The following is a 22,980-nucleotide window of genomic DNA, read 5'->3' as shown; positions in this document are numbered from 1 at the left end:
CCTGCTTCACCGCCGCTTCGCGGTCCCTTCGCCTCTTCCGGATTTCTCACGGACCGGCGGGACGCGCCATCCCTGGCACGAACCCGCCTCTTCGCGACCTCCCTGTCGCTCGTCCTGAAATCCCTCATCGGCTCAGCGGTTCTGACGGCCTCCCAATCCCTCGCGGTTATCTCTTCTCAAAAGATTCAGTAGCTTATCGCTGAAGATTTTCGGGATTGTTTTTGGCTTTCAGGCCAGCAGACGACACTTTATCCCAGAAAATAAAAGATATAACAGGCGGGGGGTTGTGAGAGGCGTCCGCAGCGCTGAGGAACAACCGGAGGCCAGGAGAGCCGACAGGAGGTCGGCGAAAGGACGGATCGCGCCACGGATGGCGCGTCCGGCCGGTCCGTCGGCCGCAGGGCGTGACGAAGGAACCGCGCGCAGCGTGGCGCGCAGGCAGCCGGACGCCGGGATTGTGAAGGGGCGGGCGGCCGCCCCTTGACGCGTCCGCCTGCTCAGGCAATCTGAAACTCCCCACCGCCCGGCGGGCGTAACCTCACTCAATGTCAGACCGCAGCAGGTCTAACTAACCCACCAGCCACCAGGCAAAACCAGTCCATATACAAGAAAGAAGATTTACAGACGGGGGTTTACCAGAGGCGTCCGCAGCGCTGAGGAATGAGCGGAGGCCAGGATGAGCCGACAGGAGGTCGGCGAAAGGACGGATCGCGCCACGGATGGCGCGTCCGGCCGGTCCGTCGGCCGCAGGGCGTGACGAAGGAACCGCGCGCAGCGTGGCGCGCAGGCAGCCGGACGCCGGGATTGTGAAGGGGCGGGCGGCCGCCCCTTGACGCGTCCGCCTGCTCAGGCAACCTGAAACTCCCCACCGCCCGGCGGGCGTAACCTCACTCAATGTCAGACCGCAGCAGGTCTAACTAACCCCCTGGGCACCAGCCAAAACCAGTCCATCTACAAGAAAGAAGATTTACAGACGGGGGTTTGTGAGAGGCGTCCGCAGCGCTGAGGAACAACCGGAGGCCAGGAGAGCCGACAGGAGGTCGGCGAAAGGACGGATCGCGCCACGGATGGCGCGTCCGGCCGGTCCGTCGGCCACAGAGCGTGACGAAGGAACCCCGCGAAGCGGGGCGCGCAGGCAGCCGGACGCCGGGATTGTGAAGGGGCGGGCGGCCGCCCCTTGACGCGTCCGCCTGCTCAGGCAATCTGAAACTCCCCACCGCCCGGCGGGCGTAACCTCACTCAATGTCAGACCGCAGCAGGTCTAACTAACCCACCAGCCACCAGGCAAAACCAGTCCATATACAAGTCAGAGAGATTACAGACGAGGGGTTTACCAGAGGCGTCCGCAGCGCTGAGGAACAACCGGACGCCGGGATTGTTAAGGGGCGGGCGTCCGCCCCTTAATACGTCCGCCTGCTCGGGCGATCTGAAACTCCCCACCGCCCGGCGGGCGAAACCCGCTCAGTGCATACCCGCTGCTAAGCGAACGAAACCTTCTCATAGCGCGTTCGCGCAGCGAACACTCCCCGCTTTAGCGCTGAGTCCATCAGAACCCACGATAACTGCGCTGCGCAGTGCTCACCTTATACAGATAGCGACGTGACTCCGCCGAAGGATGCTGGCTGGTCAGGGTCTGGTAAACCTTGTTCGGTGACATGTTGTTGATTATCGAAAACGCGCGATCTTTATCACTGGAGAAGACCCGCAACACGCTGCCCGCGCCGCCATTGTAGGCGGTGATCACCGCATAACGGCGTGATACCGGGTCCTGAATGCCGCCCAGATAACTGCGTTGCAGCAGCGACAGATAGGCAGTACCGGCATCAATATTATTCTCCGGATCCAGCAGATAGCTGCGACTCGGTTTACCCCATTTCCCTTTCATGCGGAACACATCGACCCCAGCGGTATGCTGCACCACCTGCATCAGACCCAGCGCATCGGCGTGGCTGACGGCGTAGGGGTTAAAGCTCGACTCGGTCTGCATGATTGCCAGAATCAGCGAGGCGTCGACGCCATACTGTTCCGACGCTTTGCGCACCATCGGCAGATATTTGTGCGCACGTTTATCCAGATGGTTAGGCACCATCGGAATTGAGACCGAGTAGATCACATGCAGACCCGAGGTGCGGCGCTGCAATTTATTCTGAATCAGATAATCAGCAAAGGCTTCGGCACGACCCTGCCAGCGGATCGGCTGACCGGTATTGTCGAGCACCTGACCGTAAAGCAGCGGCTCTTTACTGATCACAATGTCATTGGCGTCGGAATAGAGATCGACGTTGCCCGGATCTTCGCCAATCAAAAGGGTGGTCACAATCGCCTGGCGCAGGCTGGCCATCGGATCGGTGCCCGCGATGGTCTCAATCGTCAGCTTACCGCTTTCGAAGTTGATGTGGCTGCGGGTGTAATAGTTGTCGCTATATTTGACGTAGTCTTTCGGTCCGGCGATCAGGACCTCATTAATACCCCAGATATTCTCAATGTTGTGGGCAAACTGACCCATCAGAATATCGAAACCGTTGGTGTCTTTTACCCAATCTTCATGAAACTGCTGTTTTTTTTGTCCGGAGCAGGAAACCAAAAGTGGTGCCATCACCAGCAGGGCGATCAATTTTTTATTCATTGGGAATGCATGCCTGACCTGGATAAAGAGCCTCAACGCTGAGGCCCAAACTGTTTACGCTTCTGGCGGTGTATAGCCTTCGATATGAACTTCTTTGCCTTCAAACAGGAAATTGATCATCTCCTTTTCCAGCACCTTGCGATCTTCCGGATTCATCATGTTGAGTTTTTTCTCATTGATCAGCATGGTCTGTTTCGCCATCCACTTCTGCCAGGCTTCTTTCGAAATCTCGTTGTAAATACGCTTACCCAGGTCACCAGGATAGAGCTGGAAATCCTGCCCTTCCGCGTCGCGTTGTAAAAAAGTACAAAAAATAGTGCGGCTCATTATTCTTCCTCATTGATCTCACAACTGTCTAAAGCCAGTTGTTGGGGATGGCGCAATTCGTGTAACAGGCGCTCAACGGGCGCGGCTAATCCCACAGATGGTGGCAGCGCTAAGTTATACCAGAGACCGCCCGCTTCATCCATCGCCGCCCCGACAGAAGGCCACGCCAGCCACATAGGCACAATGTCCAGATGGAAATGGCTGAAGGTATGACGAAAGGCGGTGAGCTGCTGCGGTCTGGCGTGGATACCGCGTGCTGCCAGCCAGTCATTCAGCGCCTCTTCACTGGTAAACTGCGGAAAGCAGAACAGGCCGCCCCACAATCCGACCGGCGGACGCTGTTCCAGCCAGACCTGCTCACCATGCTGCATCATCAAAAACCAGCCGCTGCGCTCCGGTAACACCTGCTTCGGTTTTTTACCGGGATAGCTGGCCCAGCTGTTATGAGCATAGGCTTCGCAGCCGCTGTTCAGCGGACAGATATCGCATTTCGGTTTCGAGCGGGTGCAGACTATCGCCCCCAAATCCATCATCGCCTGATTAAACTGGCTGACGCCCTCGGCGGGGGTAACGGTTTCGCTGATCTGCCATAAGCGTTTCTCTACCTCTTTTTTACCCGGCCAGCCGCCGACGGCGTAACACCGCGCCAGCACGCGTTTCACGTTGCCGTCGAGAATCGGGAAGTGCTGACCCAGCGATAACGACAGGATCGCGCCAGCAGTAGATCGACCCACGCCGGGCAGGGCGGCGACGTCATCGAAATTACGCGGGAACTCGCCCTGATGGACCTCAACAATCTGCTTTGCCGCCTTATGCAGATTACGCGCCCTGGCGTAATAGCCGAGGCCAGTCCATAAATGCAGCACTTCATCCAGCGGTGCAGCCGCCAGATCGCCAACCGTGGGGAAGCGCGCCATAAAGCGTTCGAAATAGGGAATAACCGTGGCAACCTGGGTTTGCTGTAACATCACTTCGGACAGCCACACCTTATAAGGCGTCTTTTCCAGCTGCCAGGGCAGGGTTTTGCGGCCAAAGCGCTGATACCAGTCCAGCACTTGTTGCGCGAACTGCGGCGCTTGCATCATAAGAAGGAAATTTTCCGTGTTTACTCTACACTCAGGCAGGAATTCCAGCACATGCGCACCTGGGTGTAAACCGGAAGATTGCAAAGGCTTGCTTCTGCTTATGAACTTTGCATAATGCCCGTTTCCCAGAACAGGCTAACCAGCAGGCTTCGACATGATTAATGACGTCATCACCCCAGAATTTGATGAGAACGGGCGGCCATTGCGCCGGATCCGCAGTTTTGTACGCCGGCAGGGCCGCTTAACCAAAGGGCAGCAGCAGGCCGTTGACACATACTGGCCGGAGATGGGGGTGGAATATCAGCCGGAGCCGATCGATCTGCCCCAGCTGTTTGGCCGTGACGCGCCGGTCACGCTGGAAATCGGCTTTGGCATGGGCGCCTCGCTAGTCACCATGGCGCAAAATACGCCACAGCAGAATTTCCTCGGCATTGAAGTACACCTGCCGGGCGTCGGTGCCTGTCTGGCTTCGGCGAAAGAAGCGGGCGTCGACAACCTGCGCGTGATGTGTCACGACGCGGTGGAAGTGCTGGAGAAAATGATCCCGGACAACTCGCTGCGTATGGTCCAGCTGTTCTTCCCGGATCCGTGGCATAAAGCCCGTCACAACAAACGCCGTATCGTGCAGGTCCCGTTTGCCGAGCTGGTGATGCGCAAGCTGAAGCTGGGCGGCGTATTCCACATGGCAACCGACTGGGAAGCCTACGCGGAACATATGCTTGAAGTGATGAACAGCATTGATGGTTTCCGCAATCAGTCAGAACAGCAGAATTACGTGCCGCGTCCCGAGACGCGTCCACTGACCAAGTTTGAGCAGCGCGGGCAGCGTTTAGGCCATGGCGTATGGGATTTAATGTTTGAGAGGGTGAAATAATGGCCACACAACGCAGCCGCCGTTTACGTAAAAAACTGCACATTGATGAGTTTCAGGAACTGGGTTTCTCCGTCGCCTGGCGTTTCCCGGAAGGTACCAGCGAAAGCGAGATCGATGAGACGCTGAATCAGTTCATTGATGAAGCGATCGATCCTAACGGTCTGGCCTTTGATGGCAGCGGTTATCTGGTGTGGGAAGGTCTGATCTGCCTGCAGAAAACCGGCAAATGCACCGATGAGCATCGCGAACGGGTGCGTAAATGGCTGGAAGAGCGCAAGCTGCAGGACGTGCAGGTGACTGAACTGTTTGATGTCTGGTGGGACTAAGTAACACGACGCCGGGCAGGCTGACGCGGGATGGAGAGATGATCTATCACGACGAGGCCGCCTGGCCCTTCAGGATCCGGTTCAGACAGAAGGTGAGGGAGATTCAATGATGCGTAAAGCGCTTCTTGCTGTGCTGCTGGTGGCAGCGACTCAGGCCCAGGCTGCCTATGAATGCAGCGTTAAGCCACAGGATGATGTGGTGATCACGCCGCAAAGCGTGCAGGTGGTCGGGACCAACGGCAATCTGCAAATCAGCCCACAGGGCGACGTGCAGTTCAACGGCCAGAAAGTGTCACTGGATACCGCCGATCGTCAGAAAGCGATCGACTACCAGAGCGCATTGCGGCGCGATCTGCCGTGGATTGACAGCGGGGCGACTTCGCGGCTGGAAAAAGGGCGTGCAGCGCTGGATCGGGTGATTGTTGAGAAGCTGGGCGAGAACAGTAATGTGCGTAATCGCCTGACCACCCTGAACGGCCAGCTGAAACAGCAGATGAACCGCATCATCGAACACCGGCCGGATGGCCTGGCCTTCCATCATCAGGCGATCGACAAAGTGCGTGCCGATGGCGAACAGTTGGTGCAGTCAACGCTCGGTGGCGTGATGCAGGACAGTCTGAACGAGATGGGCAGTCAGCAGGCCAGCGGCGGCAGTAATCCGTTGCAGGCCATCATGGGTAATCTGGGTGGTTTACAGCAGTCTATTCAGGCGGAATGGAGCAAGCAGGAGCAGGATTTCCAGAACTTCGGTCACGAAGTCTGTAATCGCGTCATTTCGTTAGAAGATCAGCGCAAAGGTTTGGTTGCCGGTCTGAATAAATAAACCTGTGCCTCAGCCCGCGGACTGAGGCACAGTTGTTACTCTTCTGGCAAAAACAGCTCTAACAGCGAATTCAGGAACAATTTCCCTTTCTCACTGATCTGCCACTGATCAGCGGTTTCCACCACATAACCTGCCGCAATTGCCGCATCCATCTGCGGACGAATCACCTGTTCCGCTAAACCGGTATAACTGACAAATTCACTGCGCGGCGCGGCTTCCAGCAGCCGGAAGCGGTTCATGAAGTATTCGAACGGTTTGTCGATATCGGCGACGTCGTACTGTTTCTCGCGATAATTGCCCTGCATAAAGCCACGCGGATGACGGGTCTTCACCGTGCGGACGATGCGGCCGTCGGGCTGAGTCAGCTTGCCGTGCGCACCGCAACCAATGCCGAGATAGTCCCCGAAGCGCCAGTAGTTGAGGTTATGTTCACAGCGGTAACCCGGTTTGGCGTAGGCGGAGGTTTCATACTGCTGATAACCGGCGGCGCTCAGCAGTTGGTGACCCTGCTCATAAATATCCCACAGCGCATCATCATCCGGCAGTACCGGCGGCCGTGAACCAAACAGGGTGTTGGGTTCGATGGTCAGCTGATACCAGGAGAGATGCGGCGGATTAAGCGCGATCGCCTGACGCAGATCGTCGAGCGCTTCGTCCAGCGACTGATCGGGCAGGCCGTGCATCAGGTCGAGGTTAAAGCTGCGTAAGGCTAATCCCTGCGCCAGCTTAGCGGCACGCTTCGCCTCGTCCGGACCGTGAATACGCCCCAACCGCTGCAGTTTTTGCGGACTGAAACTCTGCACGCCAATTGAGATCCGGTTGATGCCGGCCCGCTGATAGGCGCTGAAGCGATCGGCTTCAACGGTGCCGGGATTGGCCTCCATGGTGACTTCCGCGTCTGGTGCCAGCGCCAGACGCGAACGTACGCCATCCATCAGCAGCTGCATCGCACTGCCGCTCAGCAGGCTGGGCGTCCCGCCGCCGATGAAAATGGTGCGTACTTCACGGTCAGCGATCAGCGGTAAATCCTGCTCCAGATCGCGCAGCAGGTGCTGCACATACTCAACGTGCGGCACCTCATCTTTCAGCGCGTGGGAGTTAAAATCACAGTAGGGACATTTCTGTACGCACCACGGAATGTGGATATACAGACTTAACGGCGGCAGATTAGGCATTACGCATCGCTTCCAGCAACAGCGTCAATGCTTTACCCCGGTGAGAAACTTCACCTTTTTCCGCTTTGCTCAGTTCGGCTGCGGTTTTACCCAGCGCCGGAACGTAGAAAATCGGGTCATAACCAAAGCCACCTGCGCCGGCCGCCGCACGGGTGATCTCACCCTGCCAGCTGCCGTGGAACACCAGTGGCGTCGGATCGTCGGCGTGACGCAGATAGACCAGCACGCAGTGGAACTGCGCCTGACGCTGGCCGTCTGGCACGTTTTCCAGCGCCTGCAGCAGCTTCTCCAGGTTCTGCTGATCGCTGGCCTCTTCACCGGCGTAACGCGCAGAGTAGATACCCGGCGCGCCGCCCAGCGCATCCACCGCCAGGCCGGAATCATCAGCGATCGCCGGTAAACCAGTGATCTGCGCCGCGTGACGTGCTTTGAGAAGGGCATTCTCAATAAAAGTCAGGCCGGTTTCTTCAGCCGATTCCACCCCGAGCTCGGTCTGGGCGACGATATCCAGGCCGAAGGCGGAGAGCAGATCCGCCAGTTCACGCACTTTGCCGGGATTGCCGGTTGCGAGGACAACTTTTTGCATAACAGTTCCAGTTTGGTTCATTTACAGCAGATACCAGAGACCCGGGAACAGGTCCATGCCGAGGAAATTCAGGGCATACAGTACCAGGATGACGATCATGGCGGAGAAATCGATGCCGCCCATCGCCGGCAGCACGCGGCGAATCGGTGCCATCAGCGGTTCGGTCAGCTGGATCAGCACATAATCAATCGGGCCGCGACCCTGACTGATCCAGCTCATCAGTGAACGGATAATGATGACCCAGAACACCAGATAGCCGGCGGATTTAACCAGCGACAACAAGCCGACCAGCAGGTTGGTCGGATCGACCGAGAACACCCCGACCTGAATCAGCAACAGAATCGGATATTTCAGCGTCGTCAGGACAAACGCCAGCAGCAGCGAGGCGGTATCGATCGGACCCAGCGCCGGCAGCACGCGACGCAGCGGCTTGACGATCGGCTGTGTCACTTTCACCACGAACTGTGCCAGCGGGTTATAAAAATCGCAGCGGGACCACTGCATCCAGATGCGTAACAGCAGCACCATGACGTAGAGATCGATCAGCGTTTTTACTAAAAACGTCATTGTTAACATGAAGTTCCTCTATTATTGTTGTGAATTGCGCGCATAATCGCGTGCGCCAAAAATGGCGGTGCCGATGCGCACCATCGTACTGCCTGCGGCGATTGCCGCCTCCATGTCATCGCTCATTCCCAGCGAGAGCGTGTCGATAGCCGGATAGTCCTGCTGCAACTGCCGGAAGGCCTCAGCCATCTGCTGGCACACCGCCAGTTGCCGGTCATAGTCACTTTCCGCTGCCGGTATCGCCATTAGTCCGCGCAGGCGCAACTGCGGCAGCGCAGCGATTTGCTGTGCCAGCCCGGAAACGGCATCCAGCATGATGCCAGATTTGCTGTTCTCGTCACTGATATTTACCTGAATTAACACATTAAGCGGCGGCAGCGTCACCGGACGCTGATCGTTGAGCCGCTGTGCAATGCGCTGACGGTCAATGGTGTGACACCAGGCAAAGTTTTCCGCGACCAGACGACTCTTGTTCGACTGCAGCGGGCCGATGAAGTGCCACTCCAGCTGAGGATGTGCGGTCAGTGCCTGAACCTTTTCAACCCCTTCCTGAACGTAATTTTCGCCAAAGGCGATCTGACCGGCAGCGGCAGCTTCTTCGACTGCGCTCGCAGGTTTGGTTTTACTGACTGCAAGCAGCGTAATTTCTTCTGGTGCGCGGCCGCAACGCGCGGCGGCGGCGGCGATTCGCTGCCGCACTTGCTGTAGGTTGTGCTGGATTGAGGTCATAGTCAGGAGAAATTATGAATCTGGATGAAATGGTGGAGCTTAGTGTAAAGCATAATGCCGCCGATCTGCACCTTTGCAGCGGACATTTGCCCTACTGGCGACGTCAGGGAAAGCTGGAGACGATGCCGCAGCAGGCCAGGCTGTCGGCCGCGTGGATGGCGCAGTTTATTGACCACCGGCTCGATGACCCGCAGCGCCAGCAGCTGGAGCGCGACCGGCAGCTCGATTTTGCCCTGACGCTGTCAAACGGGCAGCGAATTCGTGCCAGCCTGTTTATGCAGCGTAACGGCCTGTCACTGGCGCTACGCATCATTGCCGCGCAGTGCCCGACGCTGGAAAGCCTGCGGCTGCCGCCGATAGTGCCGGCGTTGCTGGAGCAGCGCGATGGGTTGATCCTGATCACCGGCGCGACCGGCAGCGGCAAATCAACCACGCTGGCGGCGCTGGTAGATGCGCTGAACCGCCAGCAGGCGCGCCATATTATTACGCTGGAAGATCCGATTGAGTTTATCCATCACAGCCAGCAGTCACTGATTCAGCAGCGCGAAATAGGGCTGCACTGCAGCTCTTTCAGCCTCGGGGTCAAAGCAGCGCTGCGGGAAGATCCTGATGTGATTCTGCTGGGCGAACTGCGCGACAGCGAAACCATCCGTCAGGCGCTAACCGCGGCAGAAACCGGTCATCTGGTGCTGGCGACGCTGCACACCCGCGGCGCGGCACAGGCGGTCGATCGGCTGGTCGATGTGTTTCCGGCAGAAGAGAAACCGCTGGTGCGCAGCCAGCTGGCGGGCAGCCTGAAAGCGGTGATTGCCCAGCGGCTGGTGCCGTCGACCGATGAGAAACGCATCGGCCTGTTTGAGGTGCTGGTGGCGACGCCCGCCATCGCTAACCTGATCCGTGAAGGCAAGATGCACCAGATCCCGGCGCTGTTGCAGACCGGCGCACAGGCCGGTATGCAGACCTTTGAGCAGAGCCGGCTGGCCCGCCAGGCAGAAGGGTGGCTTCAGTAATGGTTCTCGAACCAGTCCTGCAGAATGATGGCGGCAGATTGTGAGTCGACCGAACCTTTGTTTAACGCGCGATAGCCGCCGCGTTCGAACAGTCCGGCCCGCGCTTCGACCGTGCTGAGACGCTCATCCTGCAGCTCGACCTGGATACCGAAGCGGCCGTGCAACCGGTTAGCGAATTTGCGTGCCCTGGCAGTCAGCGGCTGCTCGGTGCCATCCATATTCAGCGGTAAACCCACTACCACAAAATCGGGTTGCCACTCTTTCAGCAGCTTTTCGATTTGCAGCCAGTCCGGCACGCCGTCCTGCGCCTTGAGGGCCGTCAGCGGACGAGCGGTACCGGTCAGTTGCTGACCTACCGCGACACCAATACTTTTGGTGCCGAAGTCGAAACCTAACAGAGTTTGTGTTGACATCAGGCGTGTCCGGCGTCGCTGGCCATGTTGTGAATATCGACGCCAATACTGCGCGCCGCTTCGCGCCAGCGCTCTGAAATCGGCGTCTGGAACAGAATGTTGCTGTTGGCCGGCGTGGTCAGCCAGGCATTTTCCATCAGCTCATTCTCCAGCTGATCTTTTTCCCAGGCGCAGTAACCCAGCGCCACCAGCACGTTGCTCGGCTGAGAGGCGGTGCCAATCGACTCCAGTACGTCGCGGGAGGTAGTGATCACCGTATTGTCTGAAATACGGATGCTGGAGGTAAACGTGCGTTGAGCCGAATGCAGGATAAAGCCGCGATCTTCCGCCAGCGGGCCACCGGTAAATACCGGCTTATCCAGTTTGATCGTTGGATCGCGATCCTCGGCAGAGATTTTGAGCTTCTTCAGAATGCCTTCAACCGTCAGATTTTCCATCGGTTTGTTGATGATCAGACCCATTGCGCCTTCTTCGTTATGTTCGCAGAGATAGACCACGGAACGTTTGAAGAAAGGGTCCTGCAGTGAAGGCATGGCAATCAAAAAGTGATGCTGTAAATTCATTCTCACACGATGTACCAAAAAAATAACCGGCACGCGACGGCCGCACCGGTATTGGGTTGATCTCGGAGCATGGCCCCGGCGTCATGCTCAGCCCAGGCGCTTCTCAATGGCATCCATCAACATGCCGGTGATGGAGATGGGGAAGGCTGCCTCAATTTCACGCACGCAGGTCGGGCTGGTCACGTTAACTTCTGTCAGTTTATCACCGATGATGTCCAGTCCGACAAAAATCAGCCCTTTTGCTTTCAGGGTCGGGCCGACGCGACGGGCGATTTCCCAGTCACTCTCACTCAGCGGACGGGCTTCACCGCGGCCACCTGCTGCCAGGTTACCCCGGGTTTCACCGCCCTGCGGAATACGGGCCAGGCAGTAAGGCACCGGTTCGCCATCCACCACCAGCACGCGTTTGTCGCCTTCTTTGATCGCCGGAATATAGTTCTGCGCCATGCAAAACAGGCTTTCATGCTCGGTCAGGGTTTCGGTGATGACGCCAAAGTTCGGATCGTCTTTCTTCACGCGGAAAATAGAGGCGCCACCCATGCCGTCCAGCGGCTTCATGATGATGTCGCCATGCTCCTGCCAGAAGGCACGCAGTTTCTCTTTGCTGCGGGTCACCAGCGTGTCCGGCGTGAACTCTGCAAACCAGGCGGTATAAAGCTTTTCGTTACAGTCGCGCAGGCTCTGCGGTTTGTTCACGATCAGCGTGCCCAGTTCTTCTGCGCGCTCCAGAATGTAGGTCGCGTAGATGAATTCGGTATCGAATGGCGGATCTTTACGCATCAGTACTACGTTCAGGTCGGCGAGGGGGATCTCCTGCTCGCTGCCAAACTGATACCAGCTATCCGGATTCTGCTCAACGCTTAACAGACGGGTGCGGGCAAACGCCACACCACCGCGCAGGGAGAGATCGCGCATCTCCATGTAGTGAATTTCATAACCACGGCGCTGTGCTTCCAGCAACATGGCGAAGCTGGTGTCTTTTTTAATATTGATGGACGAAATGGGGTCCATCACGATGCCAAGTTCAATCATTATTATCTCCTCAGGGAGGCGGCGGTTACCGTCTCGTCTCGTTCGGTCAGCAGTGGGCCGTTCAGTCAGCACGTCAGAGAACTGGCGTCTGTGACTGCCCGCTGGCAGTATCGCTTAACCCAGGTCGCCAAACCTCACCTGAAGTGCCGTAATGGCGGTCAGCGCGGTGGTTTCGGTACGCAAAACCCGTGGGCCAAGCAGGATGTCAGTAAATTCGTGCTGCGCCGTCATGGCGATTTCGTCAGCGGAAAGCCCGCCTTCAGGACCAATCAGCAACCGCACCCGTTCGACCGGCTGCGGCAGCGTATTGATACTGTGGCTGGCGCGCGGATGCAGATTAAGCTTCAATCCGCTCTCCGCTTCAGCGCACCAGGCTTCCAGCGTCATCGCCGGACGGATTTCCGGCACGCGATTACGGCCGCACTGCTCGCAGGCGGCAATAGCAATCTTCTGCCACTGCTGAATCTTTTTAGCCAGGCGTTCAGCGTCCAGCTTCACGCCACAGCGCTCGGAAAATAGCGGCGTAATGACGTTCACTCCCAGCTCAATTGATTTCTGGATAGTGAACTCCATTTTTTCACCGCGCGACATCACCTGACCCAAATGCAGGTGCAACGGCGACTCGCGATCGTCCGGCTGGCTCTCTGTGACCGATACTTTTACACGCTTTTTATCAACATGCGTGATCTCTGCTGCAAAAGTCAGATTAGTGCCATCAAAGAGTTCCAGATGCTGTCCCGGCGACATGCGAAGCACCCGGCCGACGTGATTGGATGCATCTTCATCCAGCGTAATGTCACTGCCAACGCTCAACGGCCCGGCGTGATAGATGCGAGGTATGCGCATAAGGTTCCTGGAACTAAGCGCCGTGTGGAATGACACGGCGTCATCGGGAAAAGAGCTAGTTTAGGGCAGGCTTTTTAGCGCTGGCAAGCCTGCTGCACATAAGGATTGTGATTGCCCTGTACCCGCGCGATACGCTGGTCACGTTCACACTCCCATTTCGTCACCGGATAGAGCTTATCCCAGGCGGTAAACAGCTGGGTTTGCTGGCGCGAAATTCGCAGATGATACTGGTCACGCATATAGAAGTAGGTGCGGGCAATGGCGCCGCGTGCGCGCGCCGGTGGCTCTGCCTGCTTAAGTTTAAAATCCACCTTCATCTCACACTGACCATACTGCTTTTCACTGCCATTCCATTGACTGTAGGCGAAGTTGCCGCGGTCGCCATTCACTTCGCCGATAGCCGGTTGCAGGTTGTGCAGATCGGTTTCGATGCGACGATAGTCCGGATCTTTACTGCAATTTTTACGGCCGCCGTTTTGCCAGCATTGACGCTGATGACCAAATTCCCACGCCGGCATAACGTGTTCCCACTCAATGCGCGCCGCACGATTGGCGTTTTTACGCGCCTGATAGCCACAGCTGTTCAGGTCCGGCACGCCTTTTTTTCCCTGCCAGTTAATTTTACAGCCGCAGTAAAAGGATCCCGGCGCATCGGCGTTGATTTCAGCGGCAAAGGCTTTGGCCTGCTGGAAATTGTTTTGATGGTAATTATTCAGGTTCAGGGCGTCAGCCGCAAAAGGAACCCATAACAGCGCAACGGCCAGACTAATTATGCGAGACATATTCCAGATTTCTACTCAGTGCTCTAAAAAGGGCGGCAGGGTAACAGAATGCGGAATAACGCGGAATGGGAAATCGGCTCAGGCGGGCACAAACTCACCGGCTTTCAGCAGGCTGCCGCAGTGAACGCAGCGATATTCGCTCTCGCCGCGCAATATCCGATTGTGACGGCGTACCGTGAGCTGATGCTGCTGGCACTGGCAGCGATAAGCAAAGGTGCGGCTACGGACGGACTGCACCTCGAACTGATGGGTACGTCGCGCCGGTACGCCCAGCACCTGCTCCATCATCCACTTCCACTCTTTGCCATGCGGCGCCACGCGACCGAATTTCTTCCACACCAGCAGATGCGCCAGTTCGTGCGGAATCACCTCCTCAATGAACGCCTGCTGGTTTTCCAGCAGCAGGATCGGATTAAGGCGGATTTCCCACGGCTCCAGCCAGGCGGTGCCCGCAGCGGTGCCGCGCTGCTGATAGAGCAACGTCGGTTCAGGATAGTTCGTTTTCAGTGCCAGATTGGCGCGCTCCAGCGCCTGACGCAGCGCGCGCATCACGGCCTGTTGCAGAGCAATGGGGAGACGAGGTGTTTTCATGGCGCTCAGAATAATCGGCGTCACGCGGGAACTCAACCGGGCAGAACAGATCGCCGCTTACCGATGCCGTTTATGCGCCGGCGGCCGGTAGACGGATGCTGCTTCGTCAGGCCTGTGCGCACCGCGACGGCCGGGCTGAAACCGGCGCTACCGCCCGCATCGGCTGTCAGGTGATAATTTTGGTTTAAATATTGTTATGCTCTTTTTTAGAATATCCTATGGTTAAAATTCGCCGCAGGGTGGATGGAGGTCAGGTGAAAGGCACAGGGCACGGATAAAGCGATGAAAGATAATAATAACCTAAAGAAACAACGGATTGTGCTGGTCACTGATTTGATGGCGGGACGCGGTGGGATGGAGAACGTGACCGGTCAGCTGATCACGGCGCTGAATGCCGATGCGGAATGCGAGGCCGGGCTGTTTATCATCAACAGCGGCGAAGAAAGTCATTCACGCGCCTGGACCGCCAATGCGGTGTTACAGGAAAGCGTCTGCACCCTGCGTAATAAAAAAATAAAGAACTTCATTCATACGCTGCGAATGGCGGCTTTTTTTCGTCGCTACCAGCCCGATCACGTCATTACCTTAAACACCATTCCCTGCCTGATGACGCGCCGGGCGATTACCCTCTCCGGCCGCAAAATCGTGCTGTCGAGCTGGATGCACCTGCCGCCGCGTGAGCGTTATCGTCCTCACTATCTGTTGCGCGCCGATCACCATTTTGCCATCAGTCAGCAGATCCGGCAGCAGCTGGTCGAGCTGGGTGCCAGCGCGGCGGATATTGACGTGATTTATAACCCGGTAAAACGCAACGACAGCGTGATCGGCAGGCCGGCGGAACTGAAATTTTTATATATCGGCCGGGTCCATTTCGAGCGTCAGAAGCAGCTTAAAGATCTGTTTGATGCGCTCAGCCTGCTTGAGGTGCCGTGGACGCTGGAGATTGTCGGCGACGGAGAGGATCTGGCGCGTTGCCAGGCGTATGTGGCGCAGCGGGGAATTCAGGATCGCATCACCTGGCATGGCTGGCAGGAGAATGCCTGGGATTACGTGATCCGCGAGATTAAACAGGTCACCTGCCTGGTGATGACCTCCAACTTTGAAGGCTTCCCGCTGATCCTGCTGGAAGCGATGTCACGCGGCGTTTACTGCGTCTCCTCTGACTGCGTCAGTGGACCGGCGGAAATCATTAAGCCAGGCATCAACGGTCAACTGTACCAAAAAAATGACAGCGTAGCGCTGGCTGCCATTCTCAATGCCCTGAGCGGGGAGGTTCACTTTCCCGATCACCAGCTTATTAAACAGAGCATTACCGGTTTTTATGAGGAGAATTATATGAAGCATCTGAAGGACGTGCTTAACCGCCTCTCAGAGGTTAAGCATGACGAATAAGACCGAACTCAACGGATTGTCCTTAGCGGTGAATTTTTCTGTCATCGCGCTCTGCCTGGCGCTGGCGCTGAATATGTTCGTCACCGGCCTGCCACAAAAAATCTTCTACATTGTCTCTTACCTGTCCGTGGCGTCGATAGCCTATGGCCTGGTGCGCCGGAAAATCGCTTTTCAGCCAAACCGCTTTTTTATCGCCCTGTTTATCGTGCTGATTATCTTTTCACTGATTCGCCTGGTCTGGGCGATTCAGGTCAAAGCGATTGAGACAGCCCCTTCGGGCGACAGTATCACCAACATCAGCAACTATCTGCTGGGCGCTAAGCGCCTGCTGCTTGGCGCATTTGTCCTGTTGAGCCTGGCGATTTACGGCCAGCAGGTGTCGCTCAATACGCTGCGGGCAGGGAAAGTTTTGATCCTGCTGGGATTGCTGATCTCCCTGGGCTTCGGCATTCATGAGCATCTCTATACCGCCAACGTGCGGATTAAGCTCACCACCGAAGCGGCGTCAATGTCCTCCTACATGATTCTGTTTATCTACTGCGCCTGGCTCTGGCTGAGTCGCTTTGAGACCCAGGCTTACTGGAAGATTGCTGACGTGGCCGCCTTACTCGTCACCTTTGCGTTGCTCTATCTGTGCGGCACCCGGGTCACCATTATCGCCCTGGTGGCGGTTGGCCTGCTGTTCCTGTTACAGACCTATCGTCTGTCGATGCTGAAAAACTGGCGCATCAGCGTGCTGGTGGTGGGTTTGCTGGCTGTTCTGGTGCTGATGACCAGCAATCGCTGGGTGGAAGGGGTGCAGGATATTGAGAACTACGGTTCCAATAGTTCAACGTCGCTGGGCGCGCGGGTCGCGATCTGGGGCGGGGCAGTTAACTTTATTCAGCATCATTCCGGTTTTGCGACCCCGGATGAGCGGACTACTCAGGCGCGTCAGTTTATTACCGCGCACTACCCGAATAACCTTGAAGGCTACACCAACGTTAAATACAACATGCACAACGAGTTCCTGGAAGTTACCACCTTGCAGGGATGGCTCGGGACCGCGTCGCTGGCGTTGCTGTACCTGGTGGCACTGGCGGGGGGATTAAAGCGCTGCGATCTGCGTGGGGTGGCGCTGCCGCTGCTGGCGCTGTTTGTCGCCGGACTGACCGATTCGGTGCTGCCCTATAACCAGACCGCCACCATTTTCATTATGGCGCTGGCGCTCTGCTGTTTACGGCTACCGGTAGCACCATCGCGGATCTAGCGTGAGGCGAGGGATAAAATAAAAACGGCGGGGTTTCCAGAGAAACCCCGCCGTTTTTTTTACGCTTGATGATTAATTCTGTGAACCGATGTCGCGCAGTTTTTTACCGGCCATCAGGTTACGTTCGATGTGCTCCAGCGAGACGTTTTTGGTCTCAGGAATCAGCATCACCGTCAGCAGAATGAAGAACAGGTTCAGCAGCGCGTAGACCCAGAAGGTATTAGCGTTGCCCAGCGTGTTCAGCATTGTCAGGAAGGTCGCACCGACAATCATGTTAGCGATCCAGTTGGTGGTGGTGGAAACGGTGATACCGAAGTCGCGGCCTTTCAGCGGCTGAATTTCGGAACACAGCACCCAAATCAACGGACCGGCTGACATCGCAAAACCAATGATAAACATCAGCAGCATACCCACGGCGAAGTACTGCGCGCCCGGTGAATGGATGCCGAAATGCAACATGGTACCCAGCACGCCCATACCGGCTGCCATCACCATAAAGCCGAGGATCAGGGTTGGTTTACGACCCCAGCGATCGACCAGACCGATAGCGATAAAGGTTGCCAGTACGTTGATCAGACCAACAATTACCGTGCCCCACATCTGCTCAGTGGTATTGGTAAAGCCGGCGATTTCGAAGATTTTCGGTGCGTAATACATGATGACGTTCATGCCGGTAAACTGCTGCATGACCTGCAACAGAATGCCGAGGTAGACCGCACGACGGAAGTGGCTGCTGCTGGTAAACAGACCCCAGCCAGACTGCTTAATCTTCAGGCTTTCACGAATCTCGTCCAGTTCACGCTTCGCCTGTTCGCTGGTATCACGCAGACGATCCAGCACCCGTTGCGCATCGCGGAAATTGCCTTTCGCCGCCAGCCAGCGTGGGCTGTTTGGCAGGAAGAAGACGCCAACCAGCAGCAGCAGAGCAGGAATGGTGATGATGCCCAGCATCCAGCGCCAGTTGCCGGTAAAGCTGAATGCGGTATCGGACAGGTAAGCGCCCAGGATACCGATAGTGATCATCAGCTGATAAAGCGAAATCATACTGCCGCGAATTTTTTCTGGTGCAATTTCAGAAAGGTAAAGCGGGGCGGTGTAAGACGCGATACCGACAGCCAGACCCAGCAGGACGCGGGCGCTGATCAGCATTTCCGGGTTAGGTGACATTGCCGACCAGAGTGAACCAATCACGAACAGAATCGCACCGGCCATCAGGCTTTTTTTACGGCCCAGGCGGGAGGACATCCAGCCGCTGCCGATAGCACCCACCGCGGCACCAAACATCATGGAACTGACGATCCACTCCTGCTGATGGGCGGTAACGTTAAAGTCTTTTGCGATAAACGGCAGTGCACCGGCAATCACGCCGATATCCAGACCGAACAGCAGACCCGCAAGGGCCGCCAGAAAGCAGACAAATAAGGTCATCGCCTTATTTGATGTTCTGCTCTTGTGTGTATTGCCAGGCATTTTAGCCTCCAGGTTTATCCATCATTGTTTTTATCAATGTTAAAAAACTCTTTGCGCGAAAAAAGTGAGTCCGATCACATCAGTGTAATCGTTTACACACGCTGAAACCCTGAAATTCAGCATTTTTTGCCCGGAAAGGTTAATTAACCAGTGAGGTATAGCACTCATTAAGTTTCTGACAAGGCTCTATTTATTGGCTATCAGACGACGCTGAAAATAACGCATTTTCAGCAGAATAACTACGTAGAGTAAATCCTAAATAGCAGATAAACAAAGCGTTTCAAATTGTAATCGTTAACATTTTGTTGTCAGAAAAGGCGAAAAGAAGTGTAGCTGAGATCAGAAAATTTGCTGCAGGCAGGGCGCGTAACAGTGGATTTGAGGCTGACTGAACGGCATCAGGCATAAAAAAAACCCTGCCACGGCGGCAGGGTTTTGATCATTCCGGCTTAAATCAGAGGCCAGCGGCTTCGCGCAGCTGTGCCGCTTTGTCGGTTTTTTCCCATGGGAAATGTTCACGACCAAAGTGACCGTAAGCAGCGGTCTCTTTGTAGATTGGGTGCAGCAGATCGAGCATCTGAATCAGACCATACGGACGCAGATCGAAGAACTCACGCACCAGCAGAGTCAGCTGCTCAGTTGAAACTTTCTCAGTGCCGAAGGTTTCAACCATGATGGAAGTAGGTTCCGCCACGCCAATCGCGTAAGAGACCTGGATTTCACAACGATCTGCCAGACCGGCCGCCACGATGTTCTTCGCGACGTAACGGGCTGCGTAGGCTGCTGAACGGTCCACTTTTGACGGGTCTTTGCCTGAGAACGCGCCGCCGCCGTGACGTGCCATGCCGCCGTAGGTATCAACGATGATTTTACGACCGGTCAGGCCGCAATCGCCCATCGGGCCACCGATAACAAAACGGCCAGTCGGGTTGATGTGATATTTGGTCGAGGCGCTCAGCCATTCTGCAGGCAGAACCGGCTTGATGATCTCTTCCATCACCGCTTCCTGCAGATCTTTCTGGCTGATGGATTCGGCGTGCTGAGTCGAAAGCACCACCGCATCGATGCCCACAATTTTGCCGTCGTCATACTGGAAAGTGACCTGGCTCTTAGCATCCGGACGCAGCCACGGCAGGGTGCCGTTTTTACGCACTTCAGCCTGACGCTGCACCAGACGGTGCGCATAGGTCACCGGCGCAGGCATCAGCACGTCGGTTTCATTGGTGGCGTAACCGAACATCAGACCCTGGTCACCGGCGCCTTGCTCCAGCGGATCGCTGCGGTCGACGCCCTGGTTGATATCCTGAGACTGTTTACCAATCGCGCTTAATACTGCGCAAGAGTTGGCATCAAAGCCCATATCGGAATGAACATAGCCGATTTCACGTACGGTGTTACGGGTGATCTCTTCGATATCGACCCAGGCGCTGGTGGTGATTTCACCGCCAACCAGAACCATACCGGTTTTAACGTAAGTTTCGCAGGCCACGCGTGCTTTAGGATCCTGTTCGAGGATCGCATCCAGCACCGCATCGGAGATTTGGTCGGCGATTTTATCAGGATGTCCTTCTGATACGGACTCAGACGTAAAAAGGTGTTTAGCCATTCTGTTCTTTACCTTACAAATGGTTTGAATTCGACTGCATAGCGCAAGTGAGTATCATCTGACTTAACGCCCCTTCAGGCAAAGCCGCGAGCAGTGAGGTTGTGTCAGCACAGCAGGCCAACACCGCCTGGATATTAACCTGTTTAGATGGAAAACCATCTGGACGGCTATTTTAGGTTACAGGATGAGCGAATTACCAGCCCTTTTTCTGTTTCAGCATTTTACCTGTTGGGCCTATCGGCATAATTTCCTGACACTCCACGCATTTCCCCGATAATCTTTTTGCTTTTTGCAGCTGTAAACTGTATAAAACGCCGCTGCTTTGGTAGCAGCAATCAGGATGACGCCACAGATCGCGTCGCGCCCGTCAGACTCGCGTCTGGCTTTCACCCAGTTGTGTTCCATGTGCCGCTGGCATGTGTGGAGGTGATACGAGTAATGAACCACGTTTTCTCTTCTTGCGGTTCTGCGCGCTGCGGCGCTGCGCTGGCTGTCTCCTGCCTCCCATCTCTTTCTCTGTCCTGCCGACAATATGTTCGATGCGGTAATTTTACCGACACGAGCGCCGGTTAATCTGTACCACTATCCTTACGGTTTTGTCTCTTCTCTGCGCGTGCGCAGCTGAACGACGCACGTTATCCGTGGTCCTCTTATACAAATCTGTTAAATGCGTTCGGTTTCAACGGATATGGCCAGGGTGTTTTACACTTAACTCTCATGCGTGAATCGCGCTGACGGCAACGTCAGGTGAACAGGACATTGCGTTTAATGTGGCAACGAATTTCCAGATTAGCGGCCAGAAAGCCGGTTAACAGTTTCATCTTTCAACGGAAAATTGAGGTTCGCGATGTCTGACGACATAAAGAATATCAAGGGTTCGTCAGCTGGCGAACAGGGTGCACTCCGCTCAATGCAGGAGGTAGCAATGAACGATCAGGATGCGAGCAAAATGTTGCGTACCTACAACATTGCCTGGTGGGGCAACAACTATTACGACGTCAACGAACTGGGTCACATCAGTGTCTGCCCCGATCCGGATCGCCCGGACGTGCGCGTCGATTTAGCCAGGCTGGTCAAAGAGCGCGAAGCGCAGGGCCAGCGTCTGCCTGCACTGTTTTGTTTCCCGCAGATCCTGCAACACCGTCTGCGCTCAATTAACGCCGCCTTTAAGCGTGCGCGTGAATCCTACGGCTACACCGGTGATTACTTCCTGGTTTATCCGATCAAGGTGAACCAGCACAAACGCGTGATCGAATCGCTGATCCACTCTGGCGAACCGCTGGGACTGGAAGCAGGCTCGAAAGCTGAGCTGATGGCGGTACTGGCGCACGCTGGTCAGACCCGTACCGTGATCGTCTGTAACGGCTATAAAGATCGCGAGTACATTCGTCTGGCGCTGATCGGCGAGAAGATGGGCCACAAGGTCTATCTGGTGCTGGAAAAAATGACCGAAGTCCGGCTGGTGCTGGAAGAGGCGGAGCGTCTGAACGTGGTGCCGCGTCTTGGCATCCGCGCCCGTCTGGCCTCTCAGGGCTCGGGTAAATGGCAGTCGAGCGGCGGCGAAAAGTCGAAATTCGGCCTGTCGGCGACCCAGGTACTGAAGCTGGTAGAGATTATGCGTGAAGCGGGCCGCATCGACAGCCTGCAGCTGCTGCACTTCCATCTCGGTTCGCAGATGGCCAACATTCGCGACATCGCCACAGGCGTGCGTGAGTCGGCGCGCTTCTACGTGGAGCTGGCGAAGCTCGGCGTTAACATCAAGTGTTTCGACGTGGGCGGCGGTCTGGGCGTGGATTACGAAGGAACGCGCTCGCAGTCTGACTGCTCAGTCAACTACGGCCTGAACGAGTATGCCAACAACGTCATCTGGGCGATTGGTGATGCCTGTGATGAGCACGGCCTGGAGCATCCTACGGTGATCACCGAGTCGGGACGTGCGGTAACCGCGCACCACACGGTTCTGGTTTCTAACATCATCGGTGTTGAGCGTAACGAGTTCAGTAACCCGGAAACGCCGGATGCTGATGCACCGCGCCCGATTGTCAGCATGTGGGAAACCTGGCAGGAGATGCACGAGCCGAACACCCGTCGTTCGCTGCGTGAATGGCTGCACGACAGCCAGATGGATCTGTTTGATATCCATACCGGTTATTCGTCCGGCACCTACGATCTGAAACAGCGCGCCTGGGCTGAGCAGCTCTATCTGAGCATCTGCCACTACATTCAGCAGCATCTTGATCCGAGCAACCGTGCGCACCGTCCGATTATCGATGAACTGCAGGAACGGATGGCGGATAAGATCTACGTTAACTTCTCGCTGTTCCAGTCGATGCCGGATGCCTGGGGTATCGATCAGCTGTTCCCGGTACTGCCGCTGGAAGGGCTGAACAAGAAGCCGGAGCGCCGCGCCGTGCTGCTCGACATCACCTGTGATTCCGATGGCACCATCGATCACTACGTTGATGGTGACGGCATCGCCACCACCATGCCGATGCCAGAATATGACGTGGATAATCCGCCGATGCTGGGCTTCTTTATGGTCGGCGCTTACCAGGAAATTCTGGGCAACATGCACAATCTGTTCGGTGATACCGAAGCGGTGGATGTCTATGCCCGTGAGAATGGCGACGTCGAAGTTCAGCTGTCGGACGAAGGCGACACCGTGGCGGATATGCTGCGCTACGTGCAGCTCGATCCGAACGAACTGATGGCACTGTTCCGTCATCAGGTGCAGGCCTCCGATCTGGATGACGAGTTGCGTGCGCAGTTCCTCGAAGAATTCGAGAGCGGCCTGTACGGTTACACCTATCTGGAAGACGAGTAATCGGCTCAGATCGCCGGCAATCTCATATTGCAGTTGCCGGTGAAATGTCGATAATCTGACGCATACAATCCCTTCCTCGTCGGG

Annotated in this window: 22 protein-coding genes; 7 read left to right on the top strand and 15 right to left on the bottom strand. The window is 56.1% G+C overall.

What is annotated here, in order from left to right:
- Positions 1-1,546 precede the first annotated feature (1,546 nt).
- The 3 genes from mltC to mutY are packed head-to-tail and all read right to left on the bottom strand — an operon-like array spanning position 1,547 to position 4,038.
- Positions 1,547-2,626 carry a membrane-bound lytic murein transglycosylase MltC gene (gene mltC, locus FHW04_RS12630; protein WP_031375789.1) on the bottom strand — a complete coding sequence of 360 codons (1,080 nt, stop codon included), beginning with the start codon at positions 2,624-2,626 and terminating at the stop codon, positions 1,547-1,549.
- Between the two features lie 54 nt (positions 2,627-2,680).
- Positions 2,681-2,953 carry an oxidative damage protection protein gene (locus FHW04_RS12625; RefSeq protein ID WP_031375788.1) on the bottom strand — a complete coding sequence of 91 codons (273 nt, stop codon included), beginning with the start codon at positions 2,951-2,953 and terminating at the stop codon, positions 2,681-2,683.
- Entirely contained in the window at positions 2,953-4,038 is a 1,086-nt protein-coding gene (mutY, locus tag FHW04_RS12620; protein WP_089561220.1) for an A/G-specific adenine glycosylase, read from the bottom strand. The genes FHW04_RS12625 and mutY overlap by 1 nt, the downstream gene beginning before the upstream one ends.
- Before the next feature lie 154 nt (positions 4,039-4,192).
- On the opposite strand from mutY, the gene trmB reads away from it, so the two are divergent.
- From trmB to FHW04_RS12605, 3 genes are all read left to right on the top strand, one after another.
- On the top strand, positions 4,193-4,912 hold the full coding sequence (trmB, locus tag FHW04_RS12615) for a tRNA (guanosine(46)-N7)-methyltransferase TrmB (RefSeq protein ID WP_031375787.1): 720 nt from the start codon (positions 4,193-4,195) through the stop codon (positions 4,910-4,912).
- Positions 4,912-5,238 carry a YggL family protein gene (locus FHW04_RS12610; RefSeq protein WP_089561219.1) on the top strand — a complete coding sequence of 109 codons (327 nt, stop codon included), beginning with the start codon at positions 4,912-4,914 and terminating at the stop codon, positions 5,236-5,238. The genes trmB and FHW04_RS12610 overlap by 1 nt, the downstream gene beginning before the upstream one ends.
- A gap of 106 nt (positions 5,239-5,344) precedes the next feature.
- Positions 5,345-6,061, top strand: coding sequence for a DUF2884 domain-containing protein (locus FHW04_RS12605; RefSeq protein WP_046289234.1), 717 nt, complete (start codon positions 5,345-5,347; stop codon positions 6,059-6,061).
- A 35-nt stretch (positions 6,062-6,096) separates the two neighbouring features.
- Here the strand turns inward: FHW04_RS12605 and hemW are convergent, their stop codons facing one another.
- Genes hemW through FHW04_RS12585 form a run of 4 tightly spaced genes read right to left on the bottom strand, consistent with a single transcriptional unit; the run spans position 6,097 to position 9,118 of the window.
- Positions 6,097-7,236: a radical SAM family heme chaperone HemW gene (gene hemW / locus FHW04_RS12600; protein ID WP_031375785.1), complete on the bottom strand. Its 1,140-nt coding sequence runs from the start codon at positions 7,234-7,236 to the stop codon at positions 6,097-6,099.
- Entirely contained in the window at positions 7,229-7,822 is a 594-nt protein-coding gene (locus FHW04_RS12595; protein WP_069728846.1) for an XTP/dITP diphosphatase, read from the bottom strand. The genes hemW and FHW04_RS12595 overlap by 8 nt, the downstream gene beginning before the upstream one ends.
- Positions 7,823-7,843: 21 nt before the next feature.
- Positions 7,844-8,398, bottom strand: coding sequence for a YggT family protein (locus tag FHW04_RS12590; protein ID WP_031375783.1), 555 nt, complete (start codon positions 8,396-8,398; stop codon positions 7,844-7,846).
- 12 nt (positions 8,399-8,410) lie between these two features.
- On the bottom strand, positions 8,411-9,118 hold the full coding sequence (locus FHW04_RS12585) for a YggS family pyridoxal phosphate-dependent enzyme (RefSeq protein WP_031375782.1): 708 nt from the start codon (positions 9,116-9,118) through the stop codon (positions 8,411-8,413).
- A 14-nt stretch (positions 9,119-9,132) separates the two neighbouring features.
- Here FHW04_RS12585 and FHW04_RS12580 point away from each other — a divergent pair, with 14 nt between their 5' ends.
- The gene (locus FHW04_RS12580) at positions 9,133-10,128 is read left to right on the top strand and encodes a type IV pilus twitching motility protein PilT (protein WP_031375781.1); all 996 of its coding nucleotides are present in this window, start codon (positions 9,133-9,135) and stop codon (positions 10,126-10,128) included.
- Here the strand turns inward: FHW04_RS12580 and ruvX are convergent.
- From ruvX to FHW04_RS12550, 6 genes are all read right to left on the bottom strand, one after another.
- Positions 10,122-10,541: a Holliday junction resolvase RuvX gene (ruvX, locus tag FHW04_RS12575; protein ID WP_031375780.1), complete on the bottom strand. Its 420-nt coding sequence runs from the start codon at positions 10,539-10,541 to the stop codon at positions 10,122-10,124. The two genes, FHW04_RS12580 and ruvX, sit on opposite strands and share 7 nt — an antisense overlap.
- The gene (locus tag FHW04_RS12570; RefSeq protein WP_069728847.1) at positions 10,541-11,104 is read right to left on the bottom strand and encodes a YqgE/AlgH family protein; all 564 of its coding nucleotides are present in this window, start codon (positions 11,102-11,104) and stop codon (positions 10,541-10,543) included. The genes ruvX and FHW04_RS12570 overlap by 1 nt, the downstream gene beginning before the upstream one ends.
- Before the next feature lie 87 nt (positions 11,105-11,191).
- Entirely contained in the window at positions 11,192-12,136 is a 945-nt protein-coding gene (gene gshB, locus FHW04_RS12565; protein WP_089561218.1) for a glutathione synthase, read from the bottom strand.
- A gap of 114 nt (positions 12,137-12,250) precedes the next feature.
- Positions 12,251-12,982, bottom strand: coding sequence for a 16S rRNA (uracil(1498)-N(3))-methyltransferase (gene rsmE, locus FHW04_RS12560; protein WP_069728848.1), 732 nt, complete (start codon positions 12,980-12,982; stop codon positions 12,251-12,253).
- A gap of 74 nt (positions 12,983-13,056) precedes the next feature.
- Positions 13,057-13,764 (bottom strand): deoxyribonuclease I, encoded by a 708-nt coding sequence (gene endA, locus FHW04_RS12555; RefSeq protein ID WP_046289233.1) that lies wholly within the window; start codon positions 13,762-13,764, stop codon positions 13,057-13,059.
- 78 nt (positions 13,765-13,842) lie between these two features.
- Positions 13,843-14,355 carry a SprT family zinc-dependent metalloprotease gene (locus FHW04_RS12550; RefSeq protein ID WP_082097610.1) on the bottom strand — a complete coding sequence of 171 codons (513 nt, stop codon included), beginning with the start codon at positions 14,353-14,355 and terminating at the stop codon, positions 13,843-13,845.
- A 282-nt stretch (positions 14,356-14,637) separates the two neighbouring features.
- Here FHW04_RS12550 and FHW04_RS12545 point away from each other — a divergent pair, with 282 nt between their 5' ends.
- Together FHW04_RS12545 and FHW04_RS12540 are read left to right on the top strand one after the other, a co-directional pair.
- The gene (locus FHW04_RS12545) at positions 14,638-15,747 is read left to right on the top strand and encodes a glycosyltransferase (protein ID WP_089561217.1); all 1,110 of its coding nucleotides are present in this window, start codon (positions 14,638-14,640) and stop codon (positions 15,745-15,747) included.
- Positions 15,737-16,996, top strand: a complete 1,260-nt coding sequence (locus FHW04_RS12540) for an O-antigen ligase family protein (protein ID WP_031375774.1) — start codon at positions 15,737-15,739, stop codon at positions 16,994-16,996. Before FHW04_RS12545 ends, FHW04_RS12540 begins: the two co-directional genes overlap by 11 nt.
- Positions 16,997-17,068: 72 nt before the next feature.
- Here FHW04_RS12540 and FHW04_RS12535 read toward each other — a convergent pair whose 3' ends face one another.
- Complete coding sequence (locus FHW04_RS12535) at positions 17,069-18,466, bottom strand: sugar porter family MFS transporter (RefSeq protein WP_072051015.1); 1,398 nt, start codon at positions 18,464-18,466, stop codon at positions 17,069-17,071.
- 454 nt (positions 18,467-18,920) lie between these two features.
- Entirely contained in the window at positions 18,921-20,072 is a 1,152-nt protein-coding gene (metK, locus tag FHW04_RS12530; protein WP_069728849.1) for a methionine adenosyltransferase, read from the bottom strand.
- Positions 20,073-20,919: 847 nt separating this feature from the next.
- Here metK and speA point away from each other — a divergent pair.
- Positions 20,920-22,896: a biosynthetic arginine decarboxylase gene (speA, locus tag FHW04_RS12525; protein ID WP_072051014.1), complete on the top strand. Its 1,977-nt coding sequence runs from the start codon at positions 20,920-20,922 to the stop codon at positions 22,894-22,896.
- Positions 22,897-22,980: the final 84 nt, after the last annotated feature.

It is taken from the genome of Pantoea sp. AN62 (assembly GCF_050432985.1).
Lineage (GTDB): Bacteria > Pseudomonadota > Gammaproteobacteria > Enterobacterales > Enterobacteriaceae > Pantoea > Pantoea brenneri.
This window is presented reverse-complemented; position numbering and strand designations above follow the sequence as displayed.

What these genes read in the sequence shown, in the direction of transcription:
- mltC (WP_031375789.1), bottom strand. Translation starts at nt 2,626, where the DNA reads ATGAATAAAAAATTGATCGCCCTGCTGGTGATGGCACCACTTTTGGTT.
- FHW04_RS12625 (WP_031375788.1), bottom strand. Translation starts at nt 2,953, where the DNA reads ATGAGCCGCACTATTTTTTGTACTTTTTTACAACGCGACGCGGAAGGG.
- mutY (WP_089561220.1), bottom strand. Translation starts at nt 4,038, where the DNA reads ATGATGCAAGCGCCGCAGTTCGCGCAACAAGTGCTGGACTGGTATCAG.
- trmB (WP_031375787.1), top strand. Translation starts at nt 4,193, where the DNA reads ATGATTAATGACGTCATCACCCCAGAATTTGATGAGAACGGGCGGCCA.
- FHW04_RS12610 (WP_089561219.1), top strand. Translation starts at nt 4,912, where the DNA reads ATGGCCACACAACGCAGCCGCCGTTTACGTAAAAAACTGCACATTGAT.
- FHW04_RS12605 (WP_046289234.1), top strand. Translation starts at nt 5,345, where the DNA reads ATGATGCGTAAAGCGCTTCTTGCTGTGCTGCTGGTGGCAGCGACTCAG.
- hemW (WP_031375785.1), bottom strand. Translation starts at nt 7,236, where the DNA reads ATGCCTAATCTGCCGCCGTTAAGTCTGTATATCCACATTCCGTGGTGC.
- FHW04_RS12595 (WP_069728846.1), bottom strand. Translation starts at nt 7,822, where the DNA reads ATGCAAAAAGTTGTCCTCGCAACCGGCAATCCCGGCAAAGTGCGTGAA.
- FHW04_RS12590 (WP_031375783.1), bottom strand. Translation starts at nt 8,398, where the DNA reads ATGTTAACAATGACGTTTTTAGTAAAAACGCTGATCGATCTCTACGTC.
- FHW04_RS12585 (WP_031375782.1), bottom strand. Translation starts at nt 9,118, where the DNA reads ATGACCTCAATCCAGCACAACCTACAGCAAGTGCGGCAGCGAATCGCC.
- FHW04_RS12580 (WP_031375781.1), top strand. Translation starts at nt 9,133, where the DNA reads ATGAATCTGGATGAAATGGTGGAGCTTAGTGTAAAGCATAATGCCGCC.
- ruvX (WP_031375780.1), bottom strand. Translation starts at nt 10,541, where the DNA reads ATGTCAACACAAACTCTGTTAGGTTTCGACTTCGGCACCAAAAGTATT.
- FHW04_RS12570 (WP_069728847.1), bottom strand. Translation starts at nt 11,104, where the DNA reads ATGAATTTACAGCATCACTTTTTGATTGCCATGCCTTCACTGCAGGAC.
- gshB (WP_089561218.1), bottom strand. Translation starts at nt 12,136, where the DNA reads ATGATTGAACTTGGCATCGTGATGGACCCCATTTCGTCCATCAATATT.
- rsmE (WP_069728848.1), bottom strand. Translation starts at nt 12,982, where the DNA reads ATGCGCATACCTCGCATCTATCACGCCGGGCCGTTGAGCGTTGGCAGT.
- endA (WP_046289233.1), bottom strand. Translation starts at nt 13,764, where the DNA reads ATGTCTCGCATAATTAGTCTGGCCGTTGCGCTGTTATGGGTTCCTTTT.
- FHW04_RS12550 (WP_082097610.1), bottom strand. Translation starts at nt 14,355, where the DNA reads ATGAAAACACCTCGTCTCCCCATTGCTCTGCAACAGGCCGTGATGCGC.
- FHW04_RS12545 (WP_089561217.1), top strand. Translation starts at nt 14,638, where the DNA reads ATGAAAGATAATAATAACCTAAAGAAACAACGGATTGTGCTGGTCACT.
- FHW04_RS12540 (WP_031375774.1), top strand. Translation starts at nt 15,737, where the DNA reads ATGACGAATAAGACCGAACTCAACGGATTGTCCTTAGCGGTGAATTTT.
- FHW04_RS12535 (WP_072051015.1), bottom strand. Translation starts at nt 18,466, where the DNA reads ATGCCTGGCAATACACACAAGAGCAGAACATCAAATAAGGCGATGACC.
- metK (WP_069728849.1), bottom strand. Translation starts at nt 20,072, where the DNA reads ATGGCTAAACACCTTTTTACGTCTGAGTCCGTATCAGAAGGACATCCT.
- speA (WP_072051014.1), top strand. Translation starts at nt 20,920, where the DNA reads ATGTCTGACGACATAAAGAATATCAAGGGTTCGTCAGCTGGCGAACAG.